The organism is Pseudomonas sp. EMN2 (assembly GCF_009650555.1).
Classification (GTDB): domain Bacteria; phylum Pseudomonadota; class Gammaproteobacteria; order Pseudomonadales; family Pseudomonadaceae; genus Aquipseudomonas; species Aquipseudomonas sichuanensis.
Genome location: NZ_VZZR01000045.1, coordinates 1 through 18,365 on the forward strand (window position 1 = coordinate 1; position 18,365 = coordinate 18,365).

Annotated in this window: 18 protein-coding genes and 1 pseudogene; 11 read left to right on the forward strand and 8 right to left on the reverse strand. The window is 61.4% G+C overall.

Annotated elements, in window-relative coordinates:
* The 5 genes and pseudogenes from F6X61_RS14485 to F6X61_RS14505 form a co-directional block, all read left to right on the forward strand.
* Window positions 1-391: cytochrome c-type biogenesis CcmF C-terminal domain-containing protein (locus F6X61_RS14485; RefSeq protein ID WP_306109183.1), on the forward strand; the 391-nt coding region annotated here is incomplete at its 5' end.
* On the forward strand, window positions 388-843 hold the full coding sequence (locus F6X61_RS14490; RefSeq protein ID WP_153787199.1) for a cytochrome c-type biogenesis protein: 456 nt from the start codon (window positions 388-390) through the stop codon (window positions 841-843). The genes F6X61_RS14485 and F6X61_RS14490, both read left to right, overlap by 4 nt.
* Window positions 840-1,469, forward strand: a pseudogene (locus F6X61_RS14495) (tetratricopeptide repeat protein); the annotation flags it as partial. The gene F6X61_RS14490 and the pseudogene F6X61_RS14495, both read left to right, overlap by 4 nt.
* Before the next feature lie 88 nt (window positions 1,470-1,557).
* The gene (locus F6X61_RS14500) at window positions 1,558-2,511 is read left to right on the forward strand and encodes a fimbrial protein (RefSeq protein WP_153787201.1); all 954 of its coding nucleotides are present in this window, start codon (window positions 1,558-1,560) and stop codon (window positions 2,509-2,511) included.
* Window positions 2,512-2,586: 75 nt separating this feature from the next.
* Window positions 2,587-2,961, forward strand: a complete 375-nt coding sequence (locus tag F6X61_RS14505; RefSeq protein WP_153787202.1) for a DUF2784 domain-containing protein — start codon at window positions 2,587-2,589, stop codon at window positions 2,959-2,961.
* Here the strand turns inward: F6X61_RS14505 and tam are convergent.
* A complete protein-coding gene (tam, locus tag F6X61_RS14510; RefSeq protein WP_153787203.1) occupies window positions 2,938-3,714 on the reverse strand; it encodes a trans-aconitate 2-methyltransferase in 777 nt (258 codons plus the stop codon). The genes F6X61_RS14505 and tam overlap by 24 nt on opposite strands.
* A 106-nt stretch (window positions 3,715-3,820) precedes the next feature.
* Between tam and F6X61_RS14515 the strand changes: the two genes are divergently transcribed.
* Window positions 3,821-4,270 (forward strand): FecR domain-containing protein, encoded by a 450-nt coding sequence (locus F6X61_RS14515; RefSeq protein WP_178125822.1) that lies wholly within the window; start codon window positions 3,821-3,823, stop codon window positions 4,268-4,270.
* 55 nt (window positions 4,271-4,325) lie between these two features.
* Here the strand turns inward: F6X61_RS14515 and F6X61_RS14520 are convergent, their stop codons facing one another.
* A complete protein-coding gene (locus F6X61_RS14520) occupies window positions 4,326-5,735 on the reverse strand; it encodes an amino acid permease (protein WP_153787205.1) in 1,410 nt (469 codons plus the stop codon).
* A 440-nt stretch (window positions 5,736-6,175) separates the two neighbouring features.
* Here F6X61_RS14520 and F6X61_RS14525 point away from each other — a divergent pair, with 440 nt between their 5' ends.
* Window positions 6,176-7,600, forward strand: coding sequence for a PLP-dependent aminotransferase family protein (locus tag F6X61_RS14525; RefSeq protein ID WP_153787206.1), 1,425 nt, complete (start codon window positions 6,176-6,178; stop codon window positions 7,598-7,600).
* A 227-nt stretch (window positions 7,601-7,827) separates the two neighbouring features.
* On the opposite strand, the gene F6X61_RS14530 is transcribed toward F6X61_RS14525, so the two are convergent.
* Together F6X61_RS14530 and F6X61_RS14535 are read right to left on the reverse strand one after the other, a co-directional pair.
* Entirely contained in the window at window positions 7,828-8,097 is a 270-nt protein-coding gene (locus tag F6X61_RS14530) for a DUF3077 domain-containing protein (RefSeq protein ID WP_153787207.1), read from the reverse strand.
* Between the two features lie 64 nt (window positions 8,098-8,161).
* Complete coding sequence (locus F6X61_RS14535) at window positions 8,162-8,404, reverse strand: hypothetical protein (protein ID WP_153787208.1); 243 nt, start codon at window positions 8,402-8,404, stop codon at window positions 8,162-8,164.
* Between the two features lie 675 nt (window positions 8,405-9,079).
* Here F6X61_RS14535 and F6X61_RS14540 point away from each other — a divergent pair.
* Window positions 9,080-10,825, forward strand: a complete 1,746-nt coding sequence (locus tag F6X61_RS14540) for an S-type pyocin domain-containing protein (protein ID WP_153787209.1) — start codon at window positions 9,080-9,082, stop codon at window positions 10,823-10,825.
* Window positions 10,822-11,088 carry a hypothetical protein gene (locus F6X61_RS14545; RefSeq protein ID WP_153787210.1) on the forward strand — a complete coding sequence of 89 codons (267 nt, stop codon included), beginning with the start codon at window positions 10,822-10,824 and terminating at the stop codon, window positions 11,086-11,088. Before F6X61_RS14540 ends, F6X61_RS14545 begins: the two co-directional genes overlap by 4 nt.
* 97 nt (window positions 11,089-11,185) lie before the next feature.
* Here F6X61_RS14545 and F6X61_RS14550 read toward each other — a convergent pair whose 3' ends face one another.
* From F6X61_RS14550 to F6X61_RS14560, 3 genes are read right to left on the reverse strand one after another with little or no spacing between them, the layout of a single operon-like run.
* Window positions 11,186-12,208 (reverse strand): histone deacetylase family protein, encoded by a 1,023-nt coding sequence (locus F6X61_RS14550; protein WP_153787211.1) that lies wholly within the window; start codon window positions 12,206-12,208, stop codon window positions 11,186-11,188.
* The gene (locus F6X61_RS14555) at window positions 12,208-13,449 is read right to left on the reverse strand and encodes a Zn-dependent hydrolase (protein WP_153787212.1); all 1,242 of its coding nucleotides are present in this window, start codon (window positions 13,447-13,449) and stop codon (window positions 12,208-12,210) included. Before F6X61_RS14555 ends, F6X61_RS14550 begins: the two co-directional genes overlap by 1 nt.
* A gap of 27 nt (window positions 13,450-13,476) precedes the next feature.
* A complete protein-coding gene (locus tag F6X61_RS14560; RefSeq protein WP_153787213.1) occupies window positions 13,477-14,781 on the reverse strand; it encodes an MFS transporter in 1,305 nt (434 codons plus the stop codon).
* Between the two features lie 285 nt (window positions 14,782-15,066).
* Here F6X61_RS14560 and F6X61_RS14565 point away from each other — a divergent pair, with 285 nt between their 5' ends.
* Window positions 15,067-15,975 (forward strand): LysR family transcriptional regulator, encoded by a 909-nt coding sequence (locus F6X61_RS14565; RefSeq protein ID WP_153787214.1) that lies wholly within the window; start codon window positions 15,067-15,069, stop codon window positions 15,973-15,975.
* Window positions 15,976-15,998: 23 nt separating this feature from the next.
* Here F6X61_RS14565 and F6X61_RS14570 read toward each other — a convergent pair whose 3' ends face one another.
* Window positions 15,999-17,159 carry a diguanylate cyclase gene (locus F6X61_RS14570; protein ID WP_153787215.1) on the reverse strand — a complete coding sequence of 387 codons (1,161 nt, stop codon included), beginning with the start codon at window positions 17,157-17,159 and terminating at the stop codon, window positions 15,999-16,001.
* Between the two features lie 248 nt (window positions 17,160-17,407).
* Here F6X61_RS14570 and F6X61_RS14575 point away from each other — a divergent pair, with 248 nt between their 5' ends.
* On the forward strand, window positions 17,408-18,364 hold the full coding sequence (locus F6X61_RS14575; RefSeq protein ID WP_153787216.1) for a DMT family transporter: 957 nt from the start codon (window positions 17,408-17,410) through the stop codon (window positions 18,362-18,364).
* The last annotated feature ends 1 nt before the right edge of the window (window position 18,365 follow it).

An 18,365-nucleotide genomic window follows, 5' to 3' on the forward strand; every position in this document is an offset into this window, starting at 1 on the left:
CGAGCTGGGCGGCTACCACTTCCTGTTCGAAGGCGCCAAGCACTTCGAGGGCCCGAACTTCATCTCCGACAAGGGCACCGTGCGGGTGGTGAAGAACGGCCGCGAGATCAGCGTGCTGCACCCGGAAAAACGCCTGTACACCGTGCAGCAGTCGATGATGACCGAGGCCGGCATCGATGCCGGCTTCACTCGCGACCTGTACGTCGCCCTGGGCGAGCCGCTGGACAACGGCGCCTGGGCGGTACGGATGCATATCAAACCCTATGTCCGCTGGATCTGGCTGGGCGGTCTGCTGACTGGCCTGGGCGGCTTGCTGGCGGCGCTGGACCGGCATTACCGGGTCAAGGTGAAAGCCGGGATACATGAATCGAATGAAGGAGTGACGGCATGAAACGCTGGCTTGTAGCCGCGCTGCTCGGCCTGGCGGGAATGGTCAGCGCGGCCATCGATACCTACCAGTTCAAGGACGATGCACAGCGGGTCCGCTATCGCGAACTGACCAAGGCACTGCGTTGCCCCATGTGCCAGAACCAGGACATCGCCGATTCCGACGCGCCGATCGCCGCGGACCTGCGCAAGGAAGTATTTCGCCTGCTCGGCGAAGGCAAGAATAACCAACAGATCATCGACTACATGGTGGCTCGTTATGGTGAGTTCGTCCGTTACAAACCCGGCCTCAATGCGAGGACGGTGCTGCTCTGGTTCGGCCCTTTCGGCCTGCTGCTCGGGGGTGGTGTGATCATCGCAACGATTGTCCGACGCGGCAGCAGACGACTTGCAGACTCACTTCGCCCCGAGGAGCGCGAACGCCTTGAGCACTTGCTGGATGAACACCAGCCATGACGGGTTTCTGGATCGTTGCAAGCCTGTTGCTACTGGTTGCCTTCGGCTCTCTGCTAGCTCCCGTCTTGCGTCAGCGGGAAGCCCAGCCCTTGCTGTTGTTGGTAAGCCTGCTGGTGCCGTTGATAGGGCTGGGGCTGTACCTGCATTTCGGCGCCCGCGACAACGTGCAACTGGCCTGGGAGCTGTCCCAGGGACCGAGGTCGATGGACGAGATGACTCACCTGCTGGAACGCGCCGTGGCGGCCCAGCCAGATGCCGTCGAAAGTTTATATTTCCTCGGGCGTGCCTACATGGCCCAGGCGCGGCCTGCCGAAGCTGCGAAGGTATTCGAGCGCACCACGGCCTTGGCCGGACGGCGGCCGGAACTGCTCGGGCTATGGGCGCAGGCCCGCTATTTTGCCGACGGTAAAAAGTGGTCTAAGACGGCTCAGGATCTGACGGATGACGCGCTGAAAGCAGACCCGACGGAAGTGACCAGCCTGGGTCTGCTGGGTATCGAGTCGTTCGAAACCCGGCGGTATCAAGAGGCGATTGAGTATTGGAATCGCCTGCTGGAGCAGTTGCCATCAGATGACAAATCCCGCAGCGCATTGCTGGACGGCATTGGATTGGCGAAAAGCAGGCTTCTTCAGCGGTGACCATACGGCATTCCTCGGTGGAAGCCCGTCAAACACCTACTCATAAAAATAGACCCCTGGAAACAATCACTACCCAATGAACAAATACAACTTTCTTTATATTGCGACACTTTTTTGTTTGTCATGGGATGCATTCGCGGAATGCCAGTTTTTGCCTGGGCACGGCCAAAGCGCCATACAATTCAATATCCCATCGACACTCTCAGCACCTCGCGACGCACCTGATGGCACGATACCTTATGAAAGCCCAATCAAAACCCTGCAAAATGTCTACAGCTCCTTTAAGTGTGACACCTCTTTCGTAGAGGGCATTAAAAACAGTGTGGGACCCACTACCGCCAATGGTAAAATTTTCCCAATCGGAAATACAGGAATTGCTTGGCAATGGGTATCGTCCTTTAGCCCTTCTGGCTTCCCAGGCCTGACTCGACCACCCACAGCGGGTATGGGGTTCAATGGTACAACACACGGCTTGCGCTTGATAAAAAACGGAAGCATTCAAAATTCCAAAATAAATCCGGGAGTACTTGGCATATTGCACGAAGGTAGCGTCGCACCTTTAAGGATGGAAATAATTGGCACTGGAACATCCATTTCCCCCCAATCCTGCGAAACACCGGATACCACTGTCCAAATGGGCAACTACACGCTCAGAGAACTTGGCTACGAACAGGGAAGCACTACAAAACCTGTCCCCTTCAGCATAAAACTGAATAACTGCCCTTCAGGAATCAATACAGTCAAATACCGCTTCAAGAAAGCCAGCCAGATTTATGATTATCAAAACGGCGTCATCCGATTGAGCTCCGACTCCACAGCTAAAGGTTTGGGAGTCCAGATTAAAGACGCCGATAACAGACCCATTTTAATAGACGACAACACCCGACAAACTTTTAACGATTACGACTCAAAGGGAGGTAATTTTGAGATCCCATTGACCGCCGCCTATTTTAGAATAAAAAACGAAGGCCAGGATTTTCAGGCTGGCACAGCTAACGCTGAACTGATTTTTACAATCGAATATTTATGAACCGTCGATCATTTATTTCTGTGTCACAGATACACATCTGATTTATGCTGAAAACCCTACCCCGAGCCCCACCCCATGCTCTACCGCCTGGCCGCCGACGCCCTGGTCCTGTTTCACCTCAGCTTCATCCTCCTGGTCCTGCTCGGCGGCCTGCTGGTGCTCTGGCGCCGCAAAGCCCTGATCCTCCACCTCCCCGCCCTCGCCTGGGGCCTGGCCGTGGAAGGCCTGCACCTGGAATGCCCGCTCACCGAGTGGGAAAACCGCCTGCGCGCCGCCGCCGGCGACGCCGGTTACCCCGGCGGCTTCGTCGAACACTACATCTGGCCCACCATCTACCCCGCCGGCCTCACCCCCCAGATCCAACTGTGGCTGGGCTCCATCGTCCTGATGCTCAACCTCGGCATCTACGGCTACGTACTCTGGCGCCTAACGCGTCGCCACCACGAATAACCGCGGGAACGGCAACAGCACCTTGCCGTCAGTGGCCGGCGGGTAATCGCGCTGCATCGCCTGCAGGTACAGCTGCAGGAAATCCGCCTGTTCCCCTTCGTCCAGCCGCGCCAGATACGGCCGTAGCGCCGACCCCTTGAACCACTCCACCACCGCCTCGGCGCCACCGGGCAGTGGGTGATGATAGGTGGTGCGCCACACATCCACCCGCGCACACAACGGGCTGAGCAGGTCGTAATAGAACGCCGCGCTGTGCCGTGGCGGCAAGCTGAAGTCGGCGAACTTGTCAGCCCACGGCCCTTGGCTGGCAATGTCCCGCAACTGCCGGTGCGCGGGTTCATCGAGGTTGTCCGGAGTCTGCACCGCCAGGCTGCCACCCTCGCTGAGCTGGCGTACCAAGTGCGGGTACAGGCTGGCGTGGTCGGGCACCCACTGCAGCGAGGCATTGGCGAGGATCAGGTCCTGGGGTTCGGGGGCCGTCCACTGGCCGATATCGGCGATCTCGCAACGCACCCGGGGAATGCTCAGGCGCGGCCGCTGCCTGGCCTTGTCGACCATGTCGGCGTCGCTGTCCAACGCGGTCACCTGCGCATCGGGGTGGCGCTGCAACAGCACTTCGGTAGAGTTGCCCGGGCCGCAGCCCAGGTCGGTGGCATGGCGGACCGGGCGTGGCGGTACGGCAGCGAGCAGGTCGCGCACGGCGCGGGTGCGTTCGGCTTCGAACAGCGAGTACTGGGTGGCGGACCAGGCCATTGTATGGCTCCTTGCGTGGCGGATGTGTGCAGCATAAGCCATTCGCCGGGTGGAGCGCCGGAACCGAGTGACTATGCTGCAAGTCTGTCCCTGTATGCGCACACCGATGAAAACCACCCTGCCCCTGATCTTGCTCGCACTGGTCGCCGCCTCTGCCCTGCTTGGCTCGCCGTGGATGAGCCAGCGCTTCGACCTGGCCGACCTGCGCACCACCGCCAGCCAGCAACTGACCCGCCACCTGGAGGACGGCAGCCTGCTGGTGCTGCAGCCCGACAGCGCGGTTGACGTGGAGTACGACACCCGCCAACGGCGCCTGACGCTGCTGCAAGGCGGGCTCTACGTCGAAGTGGCCGATGACGACCCACGGCCCTTCCTGCTGGTCACCGATCACGGCACCCTGGCCACCCGGGACGGGCAATTGGCGCTGGTGCGCAAGGCCGGGCAATCCGACGTCGAACTGCAGGCAGGCAGCGCCGAGCTCGACAGCGGCGGGCAGCATGTGCGCCTTGGCCCCAACCAGGCGCTGCGCTTCGACCAGGCGGGCCCGGTGCGCTGAACGAAAACGGCCGGCCCCCGCAAAGGGCCCGGCCGTCTTGTGCAACGCTCGGCGCTTACGCGCGCTTGCTGCTGCGGATCTGGTGCACCACGCCCATGGCCACTACCACGGCGGCAGCGATGCCGGTGGAGATCACCAGGATCTGGTAGTCAGGCATGAAGGCCATGGTCACCAGCGCGGCAATGATGAAGGCGATCACCAGGTAGGTCAGCCAAGGGAACAGCCACATCTTCAGGCGCACTTCCTTGCCTTCGGCAATCAGCTTGCGGCGCATGCGCAGCTGCGAGAAGGCGATCACCAGGTACACCAGCAAGGCGATCATGCCGGTGGTGTTCATCAGGGTTTCCAGCACGTCTTTCGGGCGCAGGGTGTCGCTGAAGTTGATCAGTGCGCAGAACACCGCCACCAGGCACGAACCGATGATCGCGTTCACCGGTACACCGGTGCCGGTGCGGGTGAACTTGAACAGGCGCGGCGCGTCGCCACGCTGGGCCAGGGAGAACAGCATGCGCGAAGCGGTGTAGTGGCCGGAGATCAGGCAGCTGCTCACCGAGGTCAGCACCACGAAGTTCATCAGCAGTTCAGCGTACGGCACCCCCAGCAGTTCCAGGGTGCGACGGTAAGCGCCATAGCCGGAGACGCCCAGCTGCGGATCGTTCCACGGCACCAGGCAGACGATCAGGAAGATCGAGCCAACGTAGAACAGGCACACACGCCACACCACCGAGTTGGTGGCCTTGACGATCTGGGTGGCCGGATCCTTCGCCTCGGAGGCGGCGATGGTGACGATCTCGGCGCCCAGGAAGGCGAACATCACCCCCAGCAACGCACCGATCACCGTGGTGATGCCGTTGGGCATGAAGCCTTCGGCGGTCAGGTGGCTGATGCCACGCACTTCACCGAACTGCCAGACGTTCATCACCGCCGCGGTGCACACCACCAGGAAGCAGACGATCGCCACCACCTTGATCAGCGCGAACCAGAACTCGAACTCGCCGTAGTGCTTGACGTTGAAGAAGTTGACGGTGATCAGCAGCAAGGTCGTGGCCAGCACGAACACGTTGACGCTCACGTCGGGGAAGAAGCCGTGCAGGATCTTGCCCGCCACGTAGGCTTCCCAGGCCATCAGGATCACCCAGTACCACCAGTACAGCCAGCCGATGGTGAAGCCGGCCCAGCGGCCGATGGCGCGGTCGGCGTAGGTGGAGAACGAGCCGGTGTCGGGCGAGGAAGTCGCCATTTCGCCGAGCATGCGCATGATCAGCACCACCAGGATGCCGCCGGCGAGGTAGGCCAGGACGGCGGCCGGGCCGGCGCTGTGGATGACACTGCCGGAACCGACGAACAGTGCGCCGCCGATCACCCCGGCGATGGACATCATCGTCAGGTGGCGCGACTTGAGCGAGGCACTGAGCTTGCTCTCGTGCCCGTCGTTCGCGGTGGTGGATGTGGATGTTGCGTCCATCAGTTATTTACCCCGTGCTTCTTTTTATCCAAGGAAAAACTGTGAAACCCCGATGGTTATCGGTCTCACCTGTACATCAGTGCTAAATGCGGGCAGGGAGGTGTGCGCGAGCACACGCAGGCCATCCGTGGCGGCCTGCTTACGCGGCCAGAGGTTGTCCTCTGAACGAACTGAACCATGCTGGGTCCGAACCAAAGGCGGCCGGCCGGGCAGAAAGAAGGTGCGAGGCGAACCCCGACGGTAAAGCAGCGAATTTATGATTATTCATGACGCTGGTTCGTGCTGTGTTGGCGATTTCTGACACGTAATGTAAAAATGTCGAACACTTTGAGCCATGCACAGCGGTGCGAAATCTGTACTGCACTGTACAGGCCGCCGATGCAATACACCCCGAATTCCCGGCCGGCGCTTGGCGTTACGCACCCCCGAAGGCACCCCGAATGCTCCAGCTACACCCGGACTCCTCCACCCCGCTGGTCAATCAGATCATCGACGGGCTGCGCGCGCTGATCGACAGCCAGGCGCTCAAGCCGGGGGCGAAGGTGCCATCCATTCGCGCCTTTGCCGCCACCTACTCGGTGAGCACCTTCACCGTGGTCGAGGCCTACGACCGGCTGGTGGCCCAGGGCCTGCTGGTGAGCAAGGGCAATGCGGGCTTCTTCGTCAATCGTGCGGCGAACGAGCTGGTGGATAAAGCCAACGTCGAGACGGACAGCGCCCGCCCGACGTTCAATTCCGAGTGGTACCTGCAGCAGATCTTCGAGACGCGCCAACTGCCCTTCAAGCCCGGTTGCGGCTGGCTGCCCAACGACTGGATGTACGAGGAAGGCCTGCGCCGCGGCATGCGTCAGGTGGCCGGCAGCCCGCTGGAACTGTCCGGCTACGGCGACCCGATGGGCCTGCCGGAGCTGCGCGCCCTGACCGCGCAGAACCTGCAGCAGGAACTGTCGATCGTCGCCAACCCGGCGCAACTGATGCTCACCCACGGCGCCAGCCAGGCCCTGGACCTTGCCGTGCGCACCCTGGTGCGCCCCGGCGATGTGGTGCTGGTGGACGACCCCGGCTACCCCAACCTGATGAGCATCCTGCGCACCCAGGGCGCAACGCTGGTGGGCGTGCCCCGCACCCCGGCCGGCTACGACCTCGACCATCTCGAGCGGCTGCTGGCGCACCACAAGCCCACGGCATTCTTCACCCAGCCACACCTGCACAGCCCGACCTGCTCGCGCACCCCGCTGGCCCAGCTGCACCGCCTGCTGCAACTGGCCAGCCGGCACGGCTTCCGGCTGGTGGAAAACAACCTGTACGCCGACATGATCACCGATCCGCTGCCATGCCTGGCCAGCCTCGACCACCTGCAACAGGTGGTGTACGTCGGCAGTTATTCGAAGAGCATCTCGCCCAACGTGCGGGTCGGCTACCTGCTGGCCAACCCCGAACTGATGCAGCAGTTGCTGCACCTGAAGATGCGTTCGGGGCTGACCACCTCGCAGGTGATGGAGCGCGTGGTGTACGCCGCGATCATCGACGGCCGCTGGCGCAAGCACCTCAAGCGCCTGCGCCAGCGCCTGGCCGAGGCCCATCAGGAGGTGGGCCGGCATCTGCATCGGCTGGGCTTTGAGCTGTTCATCGAGTCGGACGAAGGCATGTACATCTGGACCCGGCATCCGGCGATTCCGGACAGCGCGGCGTTGCTCGACGATGCGCTGGAGAAAGGCATCATGCTCGGGCCTGGGCAGCTGTTCATGGTGGATGCCAAGGCCACTGGGTGGATGCGTTTCAATGTGGCGTTCAGCACCGACCCGGCGATGTGGGAGTTGCTGGAGAAGGTGTTGGTCAAACATGTGCGCCGGGGTGGAGTTTGAACCTGCCTCGCTTTCATCGCCGCTAGCGCTTCTGCCGCCCCAACTGACGCAAGCCATGCGCCAAGGCTGGCAACCATGGCCTCACAGGTTCGGCACGTTGCAACAAATGTAGGAGCGGCCTTGCGTCGCGATGCGCCGCGCGGGCGGCGCTCGATCTTATAGGCGCTGCAAAGATTCCGGCAAACACCTTGCCGGCGATGGGCCGCTCGGCCGCCCCTACTACCGACTCAATGCGCCAAGCCCAGCTCGGCATCATCAAGCAACGCCTTGGCCATGGCGCTCAGGTAATACGCCGCCCAAACCATGCGCGGGTCTTCCTCCATGACCCCGAGCAGGGTCAGGTGGCGCACGCAGTCCAGCAGTTCAGAAGCCTGTTCGCGGGCGTGATCGCAGGGTATGCCCGGTTCGATGCGAAACAGTGGCTGGGGGCTGTCTTGCCCCTGGCAGAAGCGGGTTGTGCCGGCAGTTGTGGGGGGTGTTGGGTTGTTCGTGGTCATGCCGTAATCCTCGAAGTCATGGCGTTGGGTGTGGCGGCCCGTTCGCTGGCGAACGGGCTCGGCCTCAATGCAAGGGCTTTGGCATCACCGCCTGTTGCACCTGCGCCAGTGCAGATTCCAGCAGCGCGCGCAGCGTTTCCATCTCGTGCACGGCGGCCAGCATCAGCATCGAGCCGGGGGACTTGGAGCAGAGCAGGACGGATTGGTGGGCGACGGCCAGGGCGCAGTGCAGGTGTTCGCTGATCTGGACCAGGGTGTCTTCGAGGAAGGCGTGGGAATGGGGTGGGTCGGGGACGATCTTGAGCATTAACAGTTCCTCAAGTGGGCAACCGTCCACTCTGCTGTCAAACAGGTGGGTGGCCGCTGTACGTAGGTTGACAGACCGGAGGAACTGTTAAGACCGGCGCACGCGAGCGTGCCCTACGTACAGCCGCCATTGAGGACGACACCATACGCATTCAGTTCATCGCGGCCTGTCAAAGCCATGTCGCTGATGTGCAGCGACCCGGCGAGACTAGTAGGCGGAAATTGCCACCGCAACGGAAAAAATGCGCGGGCATTATCTTTGGGAAATGGACTACAGGGAAGGTGGGAAATCTGATTGATGGGCTGGGGCTGGCGAGGGCCTGGCTGTAGATTGCATGTGGGCGGCAAGGTGCCAGGCGCTGCAAGACTGCCGCCTGGCACCTGGTGGCCCACATGCGATTTCAAGACAGGCCCTTGAACGCCACACTTCCGCCCACACTTAATCCCGCCCCTAAAGAACCAAGCCCTAACACCCGCTTCCGTGCCATAACTAAAACATCTACAGCAAAGTATTTGAACACCCCGCCACAGCTCGGTCATTTCCGACACGACTTTACTTGCAGCACAACCCAAACAGTTTCAACCAGAGCAAGTAAGCCAGGGCATTATTTCCACATTCCCCCTTCTCAATAAAACGACCATCGTTCTTTCCCAAACCACCCAAAAGGAGAGAACAGTGATCTCACGCACGTTACTGACACAGTCAGAGCTTCAAGAAATATATTCGACAGATCCGTTCTCGTATGATTTCGAACATATCATCTCATGGGACCACCCTTTCACATACCCAATATCACCACCAGACATATCAAGATTCTCAATCGACGGGTTAAGAGCCAACGCCATAAGCATTGTCGAGGATATCATCAACAGAGTCGAAGCCACACGCCCTTCAGGAACACCAGGGTATGACAACTATATAATTCAACAAAGAACAAAAATCAATGAAACCTACACCGACACTGTAAGCAGGCTTTACGCAAAAAGGGAATTTCTTATCGACCTTCGCGCCAGAATATTTGGCCAAATGGGCCTATACGCTAAAAACTTTACCGGAGAACATATCTACGCCCAAACCGACCGCAGCCCAGGCAAATGGTTTTTAATCCTCACAGACATACATGCTACCGAAGACGAATTCATTGATCTCCAGATCTGGACACACAGGCTATTAGAGAGCATTACTTCAGCACAAATAGAAATCATACTAAAACGCTGCCTACCCAAACTCAATAAAGACTTGAAGAAAACCCATCTTCAACTTCTTGCCGCCTCAAAAGAGAGAGACCAGCAGGCACAAGACAGCAACGTCATCAGTTTCAGCCTCACCCCTTCCCTGCAGCTGAGCACAACTCAAGGCCCTATTGCGACATACGAAACCCCTAGGAGCACAGCAACTGCGCTACTGAAAGCAGGCCGCCTATTGACAGCTCTAGCCGAAGCTGCAGCGACTCGTTTTTTTAAGCTTTTTGCAGGCGGTATTCTTTACGCCCCTGAACTGGGGAACTCAGACCTCTACCACGACTCAGCACTGAGCATTCCCGCAGAACTGCTCCTCCCTCGCATCCCTCAGGACATCAATGACATTGCTGCGAACTATGGAGAACTGGAGCTACCGCTCAGAGTCCACCCGGACTCTGGCACCTATAGCCTTATAAAACCTCCAATTTCTGCCAGTTCGATAAACAAGATCCCAGTACGACCTCTCGTCCTAGACAGGGTACGTAACAGCTACGTATCTCTCCCCTCCAGTGAGTTCCCCACAAAGCTCATATTCCCCATACATCCTCGCGACACTTCATCTACAACCTCCCCTTTAGAACCAATTCCTGCCAACCCCTACACTGGGGTAAAACTTCTACCCGAGTTCACAACAGCAACACCGTTCCCCGCCTCTACAACGTCGAGATCCAAAGACTGTATTTACTGTTTCCCTGCAGATTCAGGACTACCACCGCTATACGTCGTCTTCAGTTCGCCTTATCCAGGTGCCACGACACGAGGCCAATACAGCGGACGCCTTTACAACCCAGATGAGTCTGGAGGCCCTATCGAAAAACTTGACTGGCGGGATGCAACTATCACTCAGGCCGGCATTGACCTCGCAAGGCTACACACGAGTCGGCTCGATCCTTCCGACGCAAACGAAATAATGCTCAATAGGCTTACAAAAATCCTACAGGGCTCGATAGAGGCAACTGACACTGACAAACGCTTTTACACGCACGAAATCAGGGAGCTGGAACGGTATCGCCGCCTTGGCATCGCTGATAACATGAGCCCCGGCATTGAAACTGGAACATGGAACAACACACACACCGCCACGCTTGAAGATTATGGGCTCAGTTCTGGTTTCGAGCTACTTTACACTCCCGAAGCCGTTGAAGCAGATACTCTACAATCCGCCCGAGAAAACAAATGAACACGATCAATGACATCATAAAAAATGAAAAGCCCGTCGATGTTATTTTATTCTTAACCAGCAAAAACGGGATCGACCACCCTAGACTTGACAGGCTTTACAGCCTGAACAACTGGCCCCACATAAACAACAACATGAGACTCATTGAACTTGTCGGCAACATGATAGCCGAAGGCCTTATAGAATCGAAAGGTGGTAGACACACCAAAGGCCCAAACTGGAGAGCTCCACAGTTTATGTTGGACAACAAATACACGCTTTAAAAACCGCCAATTGATTTATAAAAAGCCTCACAGACCTCTCGCGTCACGCACACCATAGAGGTCTGTGAATTTAATAACCCATCGAACAGTCTATTAACTAACCCCAATCCCCCCTATCCGCAAAAAACGCCCGCGCATTCGCCTCCAGGCTCTCCAGGTGATACCCCCCCTCCTGCACAATCAAACACGGCAAGCGCAACCCACGAATCTGCTCACCCAAACGGGCAAAACCTTCAGTGGTTACCGCCACCTTGCTCTGCGGGTCCAACTCATAGATATCAAAGCCCAACGACAACACCAGCACTTCAGCGCCAAAGTCCTTCACCGCAGCCAACGCCACCTCCAACTGGCCCATAAAGTCAGCCTCACTGGCACCGTGGGCCATGGGCAGGTTGAGGTTGTACCCCTCCCCCACACCGCTGCCGCACTCGTCCTCGAAACCCGCAACGCCCGGATAGAAATTGGTCGGGTCGCCATGCACCGAGACATACAGCACATCGTCACGGTCGTAGAAGATCTCCTGGATACCCTGCCCGTGGTGCATGTCGGTGTCGAGGATCGCCACCCGCCGATAACGGCTGCGCAGGGCCTGGGCAGCCACGGCAGCGTTGTTGATGTAGCAGAAGCCGCCCGCAGCATCGAAGCGGGCATGGTGCCCCGGCGGGCGACACAGGGCGTAGGCAGCGGGCTCACCGTCCAGAATCGCCCTGGCACCGGCCACGGCGCTTTGCGCCGACCAGTAGGCCGCATGCCAGGTCTGCTCACCCACCGGGCAGCTGCCGTCGGCCAGGTAGCGCCCGGCCTGGGCGAGAATGCCGCGCAGGGCATTGGGCTCGCGCACGAAGATGTTCGACATCACCTCGTCGCCCCAGTCTTCAGGCACTTCCTTCCAACGCGCATGGGCCTCTTCGAGGAACGCCAGGTAAGCCTCGCCATGTACCGCCGCCAGCGGCGCAAGGCCTGCGTCTTCAGGCTGGCGGATGTCGAAGCCCAGCCCCTTGGCAGCCTGCAGCAAACGCTGGGCACGCTCGGGGACTTCCTGCGGGGTGCGCATGGCGCCGCGGGAATAGTAGCTGCGTGGATGGTGCAGCAATTGTTCAGGGTGGAAGTAGCAACGCATCAGGCTTCTCCTTGTTGCACACGGCCCGCGCGGGCCAGCACGGCGTTGAGCAGCACATCGGCACCCTGGCGGGCATCTTCGGGCAGCACGTCTTCGGCCTCGTTGTGGCTCAACCCGCCCACGCAGGGGATGAACACCATGGCCGTTGGGCAATAACGGGCCAGCAGGATGGCGTCGTGGCCGGCGCCGCTGACGATCGACTGCTGGGCATAACCCAGGCCGTCCACCGCCTGCTGCACCGCGGCCACGCAGTCGGCATCGAAGGGCGTGGCCGGGCTCACCCAATGGCGCTCGATACGCACAGCAAGGCCGCGCTGGGTAGCGATGGCTTGCAGCTTCAGGGCAAGCTCGCGCTCCATGGCTTCGATGGCCTCGTCGCGGTGATGGCGCAGGTCGACGGTAAAGCTCAGCACGCCGGGAATGGTGTTGCGCGAGGATTTGGCGATCGACAGTTCGCCGACCGTGGTCAAGCCTTGCGGGGCGAAATCCGCCGCCAGTTGCTCCACCGCCTGAATCATCCGCGCGGCGCCGTACAGGGCATCCTTGCGCAGTGGCATGGGCGTGGTGCCGGCGTGGGCGGCCATGCCTTCGACCGTCACGTCCAGCCAGCGAATGGCCTGGCCACCGCTGACCACACCGATGGCCTTGGCGTTGTCTTCCAGGATCGGGCCCTGCTCGATGTGCGCCTCGAAGTAGGCATCCACCGCGCCACCCAACGGGCGCTGGCCGGCATAGCCGGTGCGGCGCAGCTCATCGGCCACGCTGATGCCGTCGGCATCGCGGATCGCCAGGGCCTGCTCCAGCGCAAGGGTACCGGTGAACACCGCCGAGCCGAACATGGCCGGGGTGAAGCGGGCGCCCTCCTCGTTGGTCCACACCGCGATCTCCAGCGGCTTGCGGGTCTGGATGCCCAGGTCGTTCAGGCGACGCACCACTTCCAGGCCCGCCAGCACCCCGTAGACGCCGTCGAAACGCCCGCCTTCGGGCTGGGTGTCGAGGTGACTGCCCATCATCACCGGCGGGGCATCCGCCTCGACGCCCTCGCGGCGGGCGAACAGGTTGCCGATGGCGTCCACGCTCAGGCTCAACCCGGCTTCGCGGCACCAGTGACCGAACAGTTCGCGGCCGGCCTTGTCCTCGTCGCTCAGGGCCAGGCGGCAACTGCCGCCACGGGCGGTGGCGCCGATTTCGGCCATGGCCATCAGGCTCGCCCACAGGCGTTCGCCGTTGCTTTTCAACATTGCAGGTACTCCAGGCAAATCAGGGATTCAGGCCAGTTCGAGCTGGCGGCTGCGGGCGTACTGGCGCGCCAGGCCCAGTACGCAGACCAGCGAAATGGTGGCAATCAGGGTGTAGAACAGCGCCATCGGCCACCATTGGCCGGTGAAGGTATGCGCAAGCCAGGTGCCGATCAGTGGCGTCAGGCCACCGGCGATGGCGCCGCACACCTGGTAGGCCAGAGAAATCGCGGTGTAGCGCACGCGGGTGTCGAACATGCCGCTGACGTAACCGGCGATCACCGCATAGAACGAGGCCATGCACGCCGCAGCCAACGCGATCCCGAGCACGATCAGCGGGCCCTGGCCAGTGCTGACCAGCACGAACATCGGGTACGGCGAGGCCATCGCCAACAGCGCCACCAGGGCCAGGAAGCGCGTGGCGCCGAGCTTTTCCGACAGCCAGGCAGCCAGCGGCTGCACGCAGAACTGGATGCACGCGACGAAGAACAGGCATTCCAGGATCAGCGAGCGCTCAAGGTGCAGTTGCTGGGTGGTGTAGCTGATCATGAAGGTGTTGGTGAAATAGACCCCGGCAATGCCCAGGGTGTTGGCGCCGATGCACAGCAGCAGCGGGCGCCAGGCGGTGCGCAGCACTTCCAGCACCGGTGCCTGTTCCTTGCGCTGGTCCTTGGCGGCCTGCTCGCGGCTGGCGATGAACTCGGGCGATTCATTGACCCCCAGGCGTATGGCCAGGCCCACCAGCAGCAACAGCGCGCTGGCCAGGAACGGCACACGCCAGCCCCAGCTCATCAGGTCTTCCTCGGGCAGGCGGGTCACCGCGCTGAACGCCAGCAGCGACAGGATCAACCCGGCCGGGCTGCCCAGCTGGGCGAACGAGGCGAAGAAGTTGCGCCGCCCCTTGGGCGCGTGCTCGCCGGCCATCAGCACCGCGCCGCCCCACTCACCGCCCACGGCGATGCCTTGCACCACCCGCAGCAGGATCAGCAGCACCGGCGCGGCGACGCCGATCTGCGCGTAGGTGGGCAGCAAGCCGATGCACACGGTGACCACGCCCATCATCAGCAAGGTGATGATCAGCGATTTCTTGCGCCCGATGCGGTCACCGATATGGCCGAACACGATGCCGCCCAAGGGCCGCGCAAGGAAGCCCACGGCGAAGGTGCCGAAAGCGGCCATGGTGCTGAACAGGCTGTTGTCGGAGGGGAAGAACAAGGCACCGAACACCAGGGCGGCGGCGGTGGCGTAGATGTAGAAGTCGTACCACTCGATCATGGTGCCGATGAACGCGGCGGCGGCGGCACGGCGCGGTTGGGGCGAAGCGGCGGGCTTCATGGGGTGGCTCCTTTGTTTGTTGTTCTGGCAGGAGTTGGGGACACGGTTTGCGCTCTTGTGGCGCTTCGCAGTGCGGACCTGAAAGATCAAGTTGCTTGCTTCGCGGGTAAACCCGCTCCCACAGGTCTTGCGCCTACCCTGTGGGAGCGGGTTTACCCGCGAAGCAAGCGACGCCGAACTGGCAGGCCTGCGCTTCAATGACTGTGATTTTTCGGCCCACCCCTATGATTAGTCAATTTTCTATTTATTATTCGAAGTATTAACCCTGCTTATACAGAGCCCACCATGCCCGACCGCCTGCTCAACGACCGCCTCGACTGGAATCTGCTGCGTACCTTCCGGGTAATCGGCCAGGAGCTGTCGATCAGCCGTGCCGCCGCCCGCCTGCACCTGACGCAACCGGCAGTAAGCCAGGCGCTCAAGCGCCTGGAAGAGCAACTCGGGCGCCAGCTCATCGCCCGCCGTGGGCCGCGCTTCGTGCTCACCGAGGTGGGCGAGCAATTGTTCGAACTGGCCGGCGAGGTGTACGGGCAGATGTCGCAGATCGGTGGGTTGCTGGAGCAACCGGCGGACGAACTGGTGGGCAAGGTGCGCCTGCTGATGATCAGCCGCATCGTCAGCGAGCGCTTCGACGACTTGCTTGCCGACTTCCATCGCCAGCACCCGCGGGTGGAGCTGGAGATCGACGTGATGCGCAGCTCGGACATCGTCGCGGCACTTCAGGAAAAGACCGCCACCGCCGGGCTCAGCCTCAATCGCCGGCCACAGCCGCGCCTGGAGCAGCAGCTGTTCCTGCGCCAGCGCTACGCGTTCTTCTGCGGCAAGCACCATGCCCTGTTCGGCCAGCACCAGAGCGACCTGCAGCGGGAGAATTTCGTCAGCTTCACCAGCGACCAGATCGGCGGGATGCTCTCGCCGCTGACCATCTTCCGTGACCAGCAAGGCTTTGCCGGGCGCATCGTCGCTTCGTCGCCGAGCCTGGAGGAAGTAAGGCGCCTGGTAATCGCCGGTTTTGGCATCGGCTGCTTGCCCGAGCATGTGGTGGCAGCGGATGTGGCGGCAGGCCTTTTGTGGAAGCTGCCGCCGCTGGAGGGGATCGCCGATGTGGATATCCACTTGCTGTGGAACCGCGAGCAGCGACTGAGCCGCGCAGAGAGTGCCTTCATCGAGGCACTGCAAAAAAGCCTGGTTTGACCTTGGCCATGGGCCTTGCCTGGTCAGACCGTGCTGCGCGATCCATCCATCAACTGCACGCTGTTGCGCCCGGCACGCTTGGACGCGTACAGCAACCGGTCGCCCTGCTCGATCAGTGCCGCCAGGCTGGCCGGCGGGCGGTCGAACAGGTGGGCACCGATGCTCAGGGTCACCGCTTCGGGGGTGGCGCAGGCGTGCGCGGCGGTGTGCTGGAATTGCTGGCGCAGGGCCTCGGCCAGGGCCTCGATCCGCACTCGTGACGCATCGGCCAGCAGGATCACGAACTCGTCGCCACCCAGGCGTGCGGCAATCGAGCGCTCCGGCAACAGCGCGCGGATCATCTCGCTGAGGGCGATCAACAGGCGGTCGCCGGCGGCATGGCCGTGCAGGTCGTTGACCAGTTTGAAGTGGTCGATGTCGATCAGCAGCAAGGCGCCGGGGCGCTCGGGCGAGACTTCCTTGAACAGGGCAGGCGCGCGCACTTCCAGGGCGCGGCGGTTGTACAGCGCGGTCAGCGGGTCGCGCGCGGCCAGGCGCTCGATGCGCTCTTCGCGGCGATAGCGCACGGTGCCGGTCATCGACAGGGCGATCAGCATGATCGCCATCGCGCCTTCCACCAGGGAGATCTGGATGATCTGGCCACGGAAGGCAGTGAGGTCGATCAGTGTGCCCGGCAGCAGCGCCGGCAGGGTCTTGGCCAGGTAGAACAGGCCGTGGAACAGCAGGATGAAACGCAGCTGTACCGCGCCGACGCTGAACGATTTGCCATGGGGACGCAGCAGCCAGCTGGCCTGCAGGGTGAGCAGCGCGATCATGCTTGACTGCACCACCAGCAAGGTCTTCGACCACTGCGGCCAGTCCGGCAGCAGCAACATCGCCAGCCAGGCGGGGATGATCAGGTACCAGGCCCGTGACAGGCGCGTTTCGGTGAACCGCGACACCCCCAGCAGGAACAGCCAGTGAGCGCTGATCAACATGCCGTTGGCAAACCACACGCCGATGAACAGGTAGCCGCTGCTGCGCAGCAGAGCCAGGGAAGAACCAACGCTGATGATGGCGAAGCTGGCGCTCCAGCACAGCAGCGAAGACTCGCGCACGCTGCTCCACTCCACCGCCAGGTACAGGGCGGCGGCAGCCGCAAGGGCGATGGTGAGCGTGAGGATGGTGGAAGCGTCGAACGCCATGAACGGGGTAGCCTGTGTCTTACGTTTCTAAAGGAAGGATTGTATGCGTTCGTAGGGATTTTCACAGGAGGACTGCCATCCAAATGATGGCACTCATCCGATTCATGCATGCGAATGCAGGCCGCAGCAGACTGGATCAGTGTGCTTGCGTGCGGCGCAGGGTGATTTGTGCAGTTCGGCAGGTTATGGTCGCAACGGTCGTCGGCCGGCACATCGTTGGCCACTACTCATTTCGTTACGGACCCGCCATGCCCCGCCTGCCCGCCCCGCTCGACCGCGCCCTTGCCAATGGCAGCCTCTACGCCGTACTCGCGGCGCTGGGTTTCAGCTTCAAGGCGATCTTCGTCAAGCTCGCCTACGCCGCGGGGCCTGTGGATGCGATCAGCCTGCTGGCGCTGCGCATGGCCATGTCCTTGCCGTTGTTCGCCTGGCTTGTGTGGTTCAGCCGCAAGCAAGGCGGTAGCGCGCTCACGCACGGGGACGGGCTGCGCGTGGCATTGCTCGGGCTGTTCGGTTATTACCTGGCGAGCCTTTTCGACTTCTACGGTTTGCAGTACATCAGCGCCGGGCTGGAGCGGTTGATCCTGTTCACCTACCCCACCCTGGTACTGCTGATCCAGGCCGTTGCCCAACGCGAGCGCCCCACCCTGCGCACCCTGGCGGCCATGGGCCTGTGCTACCTGGGGCTGGGTGTCGCCTTTGTCCACGACATCAGCGTCGCGGGGGTGGGCAGCCAGGTGGTGCTTGGCGCGTTGTGGGTGTTTGCCAGCGCGGTGACCTATGCGCTGTATTACGCCGGCACCGGGGTGATGCTCAAACGCATGGGCTCGATGCGCCTGGCCGGGTTGTGTGGCACGGCCTCGTCGCTGATGGTGCTGGCCCATTACCTGTCGGTGGCCGAGGTGGCGCCACTGTTCGAGCTGCCCGCAGCGGTATGGGGGAATGCGGCGCTGATGGCGCTGTTCTCCACGGTGCTGCCGATCTACTGGGTGGCCTTGGCGATCCAGCGCCTGGGGCCTACCCACACCGCGGCAGTGGGCAACCTGGGGCCGGTACTGACAGTGCTGGCGTCATGGGCGATCCTGGGCGAGGCGATTTCGCTGTACCAGGTGATCGGGCTGGCCGTGGTGCTGTTCGCGGTGTCGCGCTTGAAGCCTGAAAAAAAAGCCGAGGCCGTAGCGCCGGGCAAGCAGACCGAGGTGTAGG